Below are 8842 nucleotides of genomic sequence, written 5' to 3'. Positions count from 1 at the left end.
TTCGCGCGCTTGACCTCGCGGAAGAAGCGCGCGGCGGCGCGGCCCTCCCCCTCGACCTCGGCGTAGACCTGGATCTGGTGCCTGCCCGTCGGCACGCGCAGGGTCGTGCTGCGCAGGGCCGCCGCCTCGCCGCCGCCCGTGCAGCGCGCGGCCCCGGCCAGCAATGGACTGCTGTAACTGCGGCGCAGCACCTCTTCCCCGTCCATCAGCACGCGCAGCGTGTAGACGCCCGTGCCCGCGTCGCCGGGGCCGAAGAGGTAGCGGCTGACGATCTTGATCTTGCGCGGCCCCCGGACTTCGAGCACCGCGGGTTTCGCGCGATCGAGGAGGGCGTAGTCGAAGGTCTCGCCCTTGACGGCGAGGCAGACCTCGCCGGCGCTGTCGGCCGGCTTGAGGCCGCGCCAGGCGGCGGCCGCCTCGCGCGGCGCGAGGGCGAACGCGGCGGCGAGCAGCGCGGCGGCGAGCGGTCCGATCCCGAGACGCTTCATACCGAGTCACCATCCATGCGGCCGCTCCAGCGATCGAAGAGACCGCGGCGCAGTTCAGGGGCCAGCACCAGGACGCAAATGGCGCAGTATAGCACGAGCAGGGGCGCCGCCAGCGCCAAGCGGTAGCTCTCGCGCACGAAGATCTCGCCCTCGCCCGGCTGGGGCCGGTAGTCGGGGGAGACGGGCAGGCCGACCTCGCGGGCCAGCTTCTGCATGTTCAGCATGTGGATGACCGGGATGCCGCGCTCGGCCATGAGGACCATGACGCCCTTGCGCGGGTAGTTGTGCTCCGCGACGTCGAAGCTGAGGCCCTCGGGCAGCAGCACCTTGTTGCGGCTGGTGCCCAGGCTGGCGACGCCGCCGCCCACGTTGATGAAGGCCTTCGCCCGCCGGCCGCGCAGGGCCTCCACGTAGTAGCTCATGCGCCTGGTGATCGCCTCCTCGATGTTCTCGGATTCGAGGAGCTGCACCTCGTTGCGCGCAATGGCGGCGCGCAGGCGCTCGCGGCCCTCCGGGCTGAGGCCCTGGCCCATGTCGTCGCCGCCGCCGTAGCTGGCCGCCGCCGAGCGGATGTGGAAGATGTTCTCCTCGGCGAAGAGGCGCTCCATGTCCAGCCAGGTGAAGTCGGGATCGGTGGCGCCCCACATGGAGGCGCCCACCGAGGTGACGACCACCGGCGACAGCTCGAGCGTCTCCAGGGCGGCGAAGACGGCGATGTTCAGGCCCGGGAAGGAGCCAGAGAGCGCCACCGCCACCGGGTCGCCGGGCCCCAGACCGGCGCGGCGCAGGTAGCCGACGAGGACGCCGGCCCAGTTCGGGTTCAGTGTCGTCAGCTTGGCGCCGAGCACGCCCTGGGCGTTGGTGATCAGGCTGAACTCGGGGCCGATGAGCCCCGTGCCGGCCGGGTCGTTGACGAGGTCGAGGACGGCGCCCTCCATCAGGCGGTGGCGGCGCACGGCGTCGAAGGCGAGGTTCGCTCGCCGGGCGGCCTCGAGCTTCAGCTCGTAGTCGCGCTGGCGCACGGGCTTGCGGGTCAGCTCGAGCGCGGCCTGGAAGGCGAGCGCGAGCAGGGCGAGGCCGACCAGGATCAGCTTGCGGCGCCTATCGGAGCGCGAACTCAATGAGCCCTCCTCCCTGCGCCACCACCAGCGCCAGACGCACGATGAAGGCGGCCATCAGCATCGTGCAGAGCGTCTCGAGGATGCCCTGCCGCAGCATCCAGTAGGCGATCAGGCCCGGGATGATGTAGCCGATGGACTGGATGATCGTCAGGTCGACCTCCATGCCGACCCAGTCGCCCGCCACGAGCAGGAAGCGCGTGGCGTAGCCGAAGAGGAAGCCGGCCAGCACGCAGAAGACCAGGGTGCGCCGGCCGTAGAGGAGGACGAAGCGGCTGAGCAGGCGCAGGCTGAGGTAGGTGACCAGCGCCGCGAGCACCGTGCCGAGAACCCGCAAGGGCTGGTCGAGATACAGCGCGATGTAGCCCGGCACGATGAGGCCGCCAGCGGCGAGGCCGAGCACCTCCGAGAAGACCAGGCTGACGACGAGCCCGAGGCCGATCGACTGGTAGATCACGCGCTCCCCTCCCGCGCCGCCGCGCAGCGCTCCTCGACCATGGCGAGCAGGTCGACGCCGACGCCGCCGATGTTGCCGATCCCGACCAGCCGCACGCGCGGACCGCCGATCTGCATCACCTTGGCGAGTACCGCCGCGGCGTCACGGCCGCCGACGGTGACCAGGCGCTCGGCGGGCAGGCCCTGCCGGCGCAGGATCTCGGCGAAGACGTCCGTCTCCTCGCCGATGATCAGGTAGTGCGCCGCCCGGATGCGCCCGCCGAAGAGCGGCGCCAGGTCCTTGCTGCGGCGCATGCGATCGGCCCGGATGTTCACCATCGCGATCGCCTCGGACTCGTGCGCGGGCAGGCCGAGGTGCTCCCAGACGAAGGCCGTGGACTCGGGGTCGTTTGCGGCGAAGAGGTTCACGAACTCGATGTCCTTGCCCGCCTCCTGCCAGCGGTAGGGGATCAGCGCGCCGATGTCGGGCTTGACCGCCCACATGCCGGCCAGCGCCCGGCGGCGATCGACGCCGACCGCCTCGCAGGCGGCCAGCGCGAGCGCCAGGTTCTCCGCGAACTCCACGTACTGGAAGCCGCGCAGGTCTTCCTCGCTCACCGAGGCCGGATCGCTTCTCAAGAAACGCGAGCCGAGCGCGCTCGCCTTGGCGGCGATGACCTCGGCGTACTCGTCTTCGGCCGTCACGACCAGCGCCCCGCGCGGCACGGTGCCGGCCAGGCTCTGCGCGACGTCGAGCAGACGCGGTCCCATCACCTCGAGGTGGTCGGGCCGCACGTTCGTGATCACCCCCACCGTCGCGCTCACGATCCGATGCTCGCAGATCCACTGCAGGTCCGGGCGCACGGCCATGCACTCGAGGACGGGGCCCGAGCCCGTGGTCTTGGCGAAGGTGCGCAGGCCCCCGGCGCGCAGCCCGGCGGCGATGAGGCGCGTCACCGAGCTCTTGCCGCGGCTGCCGTTGACGTGGATGCGGATCGGGATCTGCCGCCGGATGCGCCAGTGGCGGAGGGTCTCGGTGATGCCGAGCCCGGCCAGCAGCAGGAAGAGCAGCAAGATCAGCGTCATCGCCCGATTCCCGTGGGCCGGCGAGCCAGGCGCGGCGATCCGGTGGCGCCGCGCCTGGACCTCCCGGCGATCCGCCTAGCGGATCACCAGCAGCTTACGCGTGAGAACCTCGCCCCCCGCGCGCAGCCGGTAGAAGTAGATCCCCGCCGGCACCTGGCGCCCGGCATCGTCGCGGCCGTCCCAGAGGGGGCTCGCGGGTCCGGCCGGCAGCTCGCCCTCGGCAAGGGCGCGCAGCAGCCGGCCGCCGGCATCGTAGATCTTCAGACTGATCGGCCCCGCCGCCGGCAGCGCGAAGTCGATGCGCGCTCTCTCCCGCATGGGGTTCGGGAGGCTCTGCCCGAGGCTGAGGCGCAGCGCGCCGGGGCTCTCCTCTTCGGCGAGGCTGTGGAAGGGCCCGAGCGAGGAGACGAGGTCGTAGGGGTGCAGCGCCTCGAGGCGGTAGAGCTCGTCGCGCGCGGGATCGGCGCCGGCGTCCAGGCAGTGCGGCTGGCCGGCCGGCAACTCGGCAACGAGGGTCTCGCCGCTCGGCGTGGCGCGCCAGAGGCGCCAGCCGGTGACGGGGCGCGCGTCGCGCGTCGACCAGGCGAGAGCCAGGCCCGTCGCTGCCGGCGTCGCCGTGAAAGCGTCCAGGCGGAAGGCGTCGTAGACCGGCGGCTCCGTGGTCAGCTTGACGGCGAGGCCGGGCGAGAGCGGCAGCATGCCCGGCGCGTCGAGGCCCGAGTAGCTGAGCTGCAGGCCCATCGTCTCGCTGTCGTCCTCCATGCCGACCGTCGCATAGCCGCGCGCGTAGTCGGAGTTGTTCACCTGCCGGTAGAAGAAGGCGATCTCGCCGTCGCCCGAGGCCGTGGGATGCACGGCCGGGTCGTAGAGCACGACCTGGAAACTCTGCAGGTCGGTGATCTCCGGCCGGAAGTGGCGCACGCGGCTCCACTCGACGGTGAAGGTGCCCGCGAGCGCGTCGTGCTGGTGGTAGATGCCGTCGATGTACTCGCTGCCCACCAGGCTGTCGGCGGTCTGCGTCGTCAGGTTGTCGTAGAAGGGCGCGATCACCGAGTGGTTGCCGTGCTGGTTGGGCAGGTTCCAGTTGTAGAAGTCGAGCCCGCCGGCGTTGTCGAAGGTGATCCAGCCGTTGTCGAAGATACGCAGGCTGCTCACTGTACGGCCGTAGTAGACGAAGTCGAAGGGCAGGGGCAGCATGGGCTTCACCTCGTTGTCGAAGTTGAAGACCAGCTCCGTGCCGCTGCCGCCAAAGAGCGGGCTCAGCTCCTGCCAGGTGTAGGCCGGCCGCTCGGTGTAGAAGAGGTCCGCGCTGTCGTAGGCGTAGTAGCCGTAGGCGTCCGGCCCGACGGGCGCCGCGGGGTTGACGAGGCCGGCGGGCAGGGCCAGCGGCAGGGCAACGCTGTAGCCGTTCGCGTCCGTCAACGTGAGCAGGAGCGGCAGGCTCTTGCCGTGCGGCACGTCGGCGTCGACGGCGAGCGTGAAGGTGTCCCCCGCGTTGTCGCCACTCGCGCCGACCCCAAGGGCGGGCCAGGCGCCGGCTGCGTCGGTCACGCTGCCGAGCTCGGGGTCGAGCAGGGCGAGGCTGCCCGTGAGCGCGCCCGTGGCGAGGTGGCCAGTGTTCGCGAGGGTCAGCGCGAGGGACACGCTCTGGCCCGGCGCGGCGTAGCCCGGATCGCCGAAGGCCGTCGCGCTCACCGCGAGCGCCGGCGCGACCACGGGCACGATGAGGTCGGAGACGTCCGCCGTCCCGCCGTCGTGGCTGGCCGTCAGTGTGAAGCGCAGGCGCTGGCCGTCCTCGAGAGCGCCGCCGAGGGCGACGGTGAAGGGGCTCGCGGCCTCGGCGCTGGCGCCGGCCGCAATGTCCGCGAAGCTCGTCGTGCCCTGCACGATGACGGCGCCGGCCGGCGCGCCGAGCGTCGCGCTCACCGCGCTCGCCGCCGCGGCGCCCGCGTTGCGCAGGGTGACCGTGAGGTTCAGGGTCTCCCCGGGGTTGGCATTGCCGTCGGCGTTGCCGGCCGCATCGTCCAAGGTGTAGCTCGCCAGGCCGAGGAAGGCGCCGCTGGTCGTCAAATCCAGCGCCGCCTCGTAGGCCCGGTGATCGGGCGCGGTCACGGTGAGGGCCAGCTCGCCGCTCGCGGCCACCGGCGAGAGCGTCAGGTGCGCCAGCCCCGCCGCGTCGCTGAAAGCCGCGCCGAGCAGCGTCTCGCCCTGCACGAGGCCGACGCGCGCGCCGGCCAGAGGCAGGCCGCCGCTGGTCACCGTGAGCTCGAGGTTGTTCGCGCCGACAGGCAGGGACGCCGGGTGCGTCACCGCGAGCGCGGCCGGCGCCGCGCGCCAGAGGTTCAGCTCGGGATCGCCGAGCAGATTGTAGATGTGGACGTAGAACTCCACCGACTCTTCGTTGCCCGTGTCGTCGAGCTGGTGCGGGAAGTAGTCCATGAAGCGCAGCTTGCCAGCGAGGGCGATGGCGCCGAGGTCGCGCAGCGTCGGGTCGACGATGCGCTCGGCGAAGGCGATCGCCATCGCGTCGTTGTAGCGCGTGTGACTCCAGTGCTCGCCGTTGCCGATGAAGGCCACGGCCCCCTTGGGCTCGCTGGGCGTGCCGGCCTTCAGCCAGGCCTCGCCGAAGCAATCCTCGTTTGCCTTGAAGTTGCCGTTGAGGCAGACGAAGCTCATCACCACCGGCGTCATCGCGCCGTTGGCGAGCGAGGGGATGTCCTCGTCGATGAAGTGCGGCGGCTCCCAGCCCGCCGTGCCGTAGGCCCAGCCGCGGTAGGCGACGATCCCGACGCCGCTGTTGATGGTGTTGCGGATGAGCGGGACGGCCTGCGCCGCGCCGAAGATGGGCGGGAAGTAGACGCCGTCGTAGGGCGGCAGCAGTGTGAAGGCGTTCTCGAAGCCGATGCGCGCGAGCTGCTCGCCGAAGAACTTGACGGTGCTCACCGGCGTCTCCGAGCCGAAGTTGCCGGCCACCATGAGGTAGCGCTGCATCCAGTCGGGATTGCTGCCCCCCGGCGCGCGCTCGTAGGCGATGGTCTTGGCGACGACCGTCGCCAGTTCGAAGCTGGTCTTGACGGGAATGCGGCCGAGGAGGAGGTCGGGCAGCCAGTCGCCCGTGTCCATGAGGGCGTAGGGCAGGTCGGTCGGGTTGTCGCTGAAATCCCAGGTGGGCACATCCTCCACGTCGCCGACGATGAGCAGGTACTCGGGCGGGTTCGCCCAGCTCGCGTAGGCCGCGCGGATCCAGGCCTGGATCGCCGCGGCACTCGCGCCGGTCTGGGCCGTGGTGACGAGTTGCACGTCGAAGCCCTTGCGGCGCTTCCAGTCGACGAGCGGCGCGAGCGCGTCGACATACTCGGTGGTCGTCACGATGAGGTAGGCGCCGTTCGTCGCCGGCGCCTCCGCGCGCGCGGGCAGGGTCTCGGCCAGAAGGCTCTCGAAGCCGCGGCTGTGCCGACCGAGGGCGCCGGTCGCGCGCGCGCGCCAGTCGCCGTCGTGGCGGAGCTCGACCGCGATCGGCGCGGCGCCGAGCGCTGCCGGATCGGCGGCGCTCACCGTGAGCAGCGCGACCGGCGTGCCGCGCAGGCGACCCAGCAGCCGCGCGCTGGCCCGCGCCGCCGCGGGCCCGGCCGTCACGCGGGCCTCGGCCCAGGTGGCGTCGGGCGGCAGGGCGACGAGCCGAGTCAGCGCGCCAGTCGCTTCGCCGCCGCGATCGGCGGGCGCCGGCGCGAGGCCGAGGAGGCTGCGATCGGAGAGGATCTCGACGTGGCTGACGGGGGCTTGCTGGGCGGACGCCGCCGCGGCGACCCCGAAGGCCGCCGCGACAGTCAGACCGCTTCCGAGAGCAAGCGCCAGGGTGGCGCGCTTCATCTACTTGACCAGTGTCATCCTGCTCGATCGGGTTTCGCCCAGGGCGTCCAGGGAGTAGAAGTAGACGCCGCTCGCCGCGGGCTCGCCCCGGTCGTCGCGGCCGTCCCAGACGACCTGGTGACTGCCGGCCGGCAGCGCGCCCTGGGAGAGCGTGGCGATCCGGCGGCCCGCGAGGTCGTGGATCCGGATGCTAGCAACTCCCGGCGAATCAAGCACGAAGAATATGGTCGTTTTCGGGTTGAAGGGATTCGGCGCATTGCCGAGCAGGCGGGCGGCCAGCGGAAGCTCGCCGGCGCCCGTCGAGCAGCCGCTGTCCACGGCGCCGATCAGATCGCCGTCGCAGGCCCCGGGGCCGTTCGGGTGGTTGCCCGGCATGCAGGGGCTGCCGGCGGACACCGCGCCCGGGGCGAAGTCACAGAACAGGGGATCGCGAGAGAAGTTGCCGCCGCCGTCCGTGCCGCAGATGGCATCGCCGCCGGCATTGCCCCAGATGTCGCTGCAGGTGACGACGGGCGTGGCGAAGAAGCAGTAGAGGCCCAGGCCCCGCTGGCTGCTCGCGATGATGCACTTGTCGATGATGGCGTCGCCGCCGAACTGGCAGGCGATGTTGCCCCCGTAGACCTCCGGATTGGCGCTCAGCGTGTTGTCGTAGATCGTGCAGTGGCGGAGCGTGGGCGCCGGGCCGAAGCTCACGTTGATGCCGCCACCCTCGGCCCAGAAGCCGGTGGCCGCGTTGCCCGTGATCACCAGGTACTCGAGCAGGGGCGAGGAGCCGTCCACGTGGATGCCGGCGCCCAGGCCATAGGTGTACGTGGCCGTGTTGCCCTGGATGAGACAGCGGCTCATCGTGCCGGCGGCGCCGTTCATGAAGGCGATGCCGCCGCCGTAACCCTGGGTGCTGTTGTTGATCAGGGTGCAGTCGGTGATCGTCGGCGCGGCTTCGAGGCAGAGGATGGCGCCGCCGCTGCCGAAGGTCGCGTTCGTCGAGTTCCCCGTGAACGAGCAGCCGTCGAGGATGGCCTCGCAGTTGGCGCGGATGATCAGGGCGCCGCCCGCGGGCGAGGTGTTGTTCAGGAAGACGCAGTCGTAGACCTGGGCGTCGCTGTTCTCCTCGATCGCGAGGCCGCCGCCCTGCTTGCCCGTGTTGCCGACGAAATCCACGCGGCGCAGGATCGGCGCCGCGTTGTTGATGCAGATCACGCCGCCGTCCGTGTTCGCCGCGATCTTGACGTCGTTGACCTCGACCGTTGCGTTCACCTGGCGGATCAGGATGCCCGCGCCGTAGACGGCCGCGAAGGCCCCGCGCACCTGCAGGTTCTCGATGCGCACGTTGCTGACCAGCTCGGCGAAGATGCCGCGGCCCAGCGACTGGGCGTCGATGATCGTGGCCTCCTTGCCCGCCCCGCGCAGGGTGACCCCCGACTTCATGATCACGCAGGCGGGCGTCGAGCCCGGGCCTTCCGTCTCGTGCGTGCAATCGTTGTAGGTGCCGGCAGCGACGAGCACCGTGTCACCCGGCGGGCAGGCCTGCACGCCGGCGTGGATGGTGGCGTAATTGCCGGGGACATGAATGACGCCGCCCTGGGCAGCGCCCGCCGTCAGGGCGAGCAGCGCCAGCAGCAGCCCGAGCTTCGTTCTCATCGTGGAGGCCCTCCCGGGAGCAAGATGGGGATGAAATCTGGGGCAAGCTACAGTAATTCTAGCTTTTGGCCGAGGGGTCAGGCCAACCTTGCGCTTCCCGAGGCCGGCCCGGCGCGCCCCCGGCTGGCCAGGAATTCCTCGGTTCCTTGCGATGAACCATTTCGTGTTTCTTTCACGCGCTGCCAGATGTCGACAGCCGTCGTC

At 71.1% G+C, this 8842-nt stretch carries 6 protein-coding genes; all 6 read right to left on the bottom strand.

Annotated features, from left to right (window positions below):
- Nucleotides 1–488 (bottom strand): hypothetical protein (locus tag FJ251_03560; GenBank protein ID MBM4116807.1); only part of this gene is annotated, 488 nt, incomplete at its 3' end.
- Nucleotides 485–1609, bottom strand: a complete 1125-nt coding sequence (gene pgsW, locus FJ251_03555) for a poly-gamma-glutamate system protein (protein MBM4116806.1) — start codon at nt 1607–1609, stop codon at nt 485–487. The genes pgsW and FJ251_03560, both read right to left, overlap by 4 nt.
- Nucleotides 1590–2063, bottom strand: a complete 474-nt coding sequence (gene pgsC / locus FJ251_03550; protein MBM4116805.1) for a poly-gamma-glutamate biosynthesis protein PgsC — start codon at nt 2061–2063, stop codon at nt 1590–1592. The genes pgsW and pgsC overlap by 20 nt, the downstream gene beginning before the upstream one ends.
- A complete protein-coding gene (gene pgsB, locus FJ251_03545) occupies nt 2060–3127 on the bottom strand; it encodes a poly-gamma-glutamate synthase PgsB (protein MBM4116804.1) in 1068 nt (355 codons plus the stop codon). Before pgsB ends, pgsC begins: the two co-directional genes overlap by 4 nt.
- 75 nt (nt 3128–3202) lie before the next feature.
- Nucleotides 3203–6997: a DUF11 domain-containing protein gene (locus tag FJ251_03540; protein MBM4116803.1), complete on the bottom strand. Its 3795-nt coding sequence runs from the start codon at nt 6995–6997 to the stop codon at nt 3203–3205.
- Entirely contained in the window at nt 6998–8638 is a 1641-nt protein-coding gene (locus FJ251_03535) for a T9SS type A sorting domain-containing protein (protein ID MBM4116802.1), read from the bottom strand.
- Between the last annotated feature and the right edge of the window lie 204 nt (nt 8639–8842).

This window comes from bacterium (assembly GCA_016873475.1).
Taxonomy (GTDB): Bacteria; Krumholzibacteriota; Krumholzibacteriia; order JACNKJ01; family JACNKJ01; genus VGXI01.
Note: the sequence above shows the minus strand (reverse complement) of the source record. Positions and strands in the feature narration are given on the sequence as shown.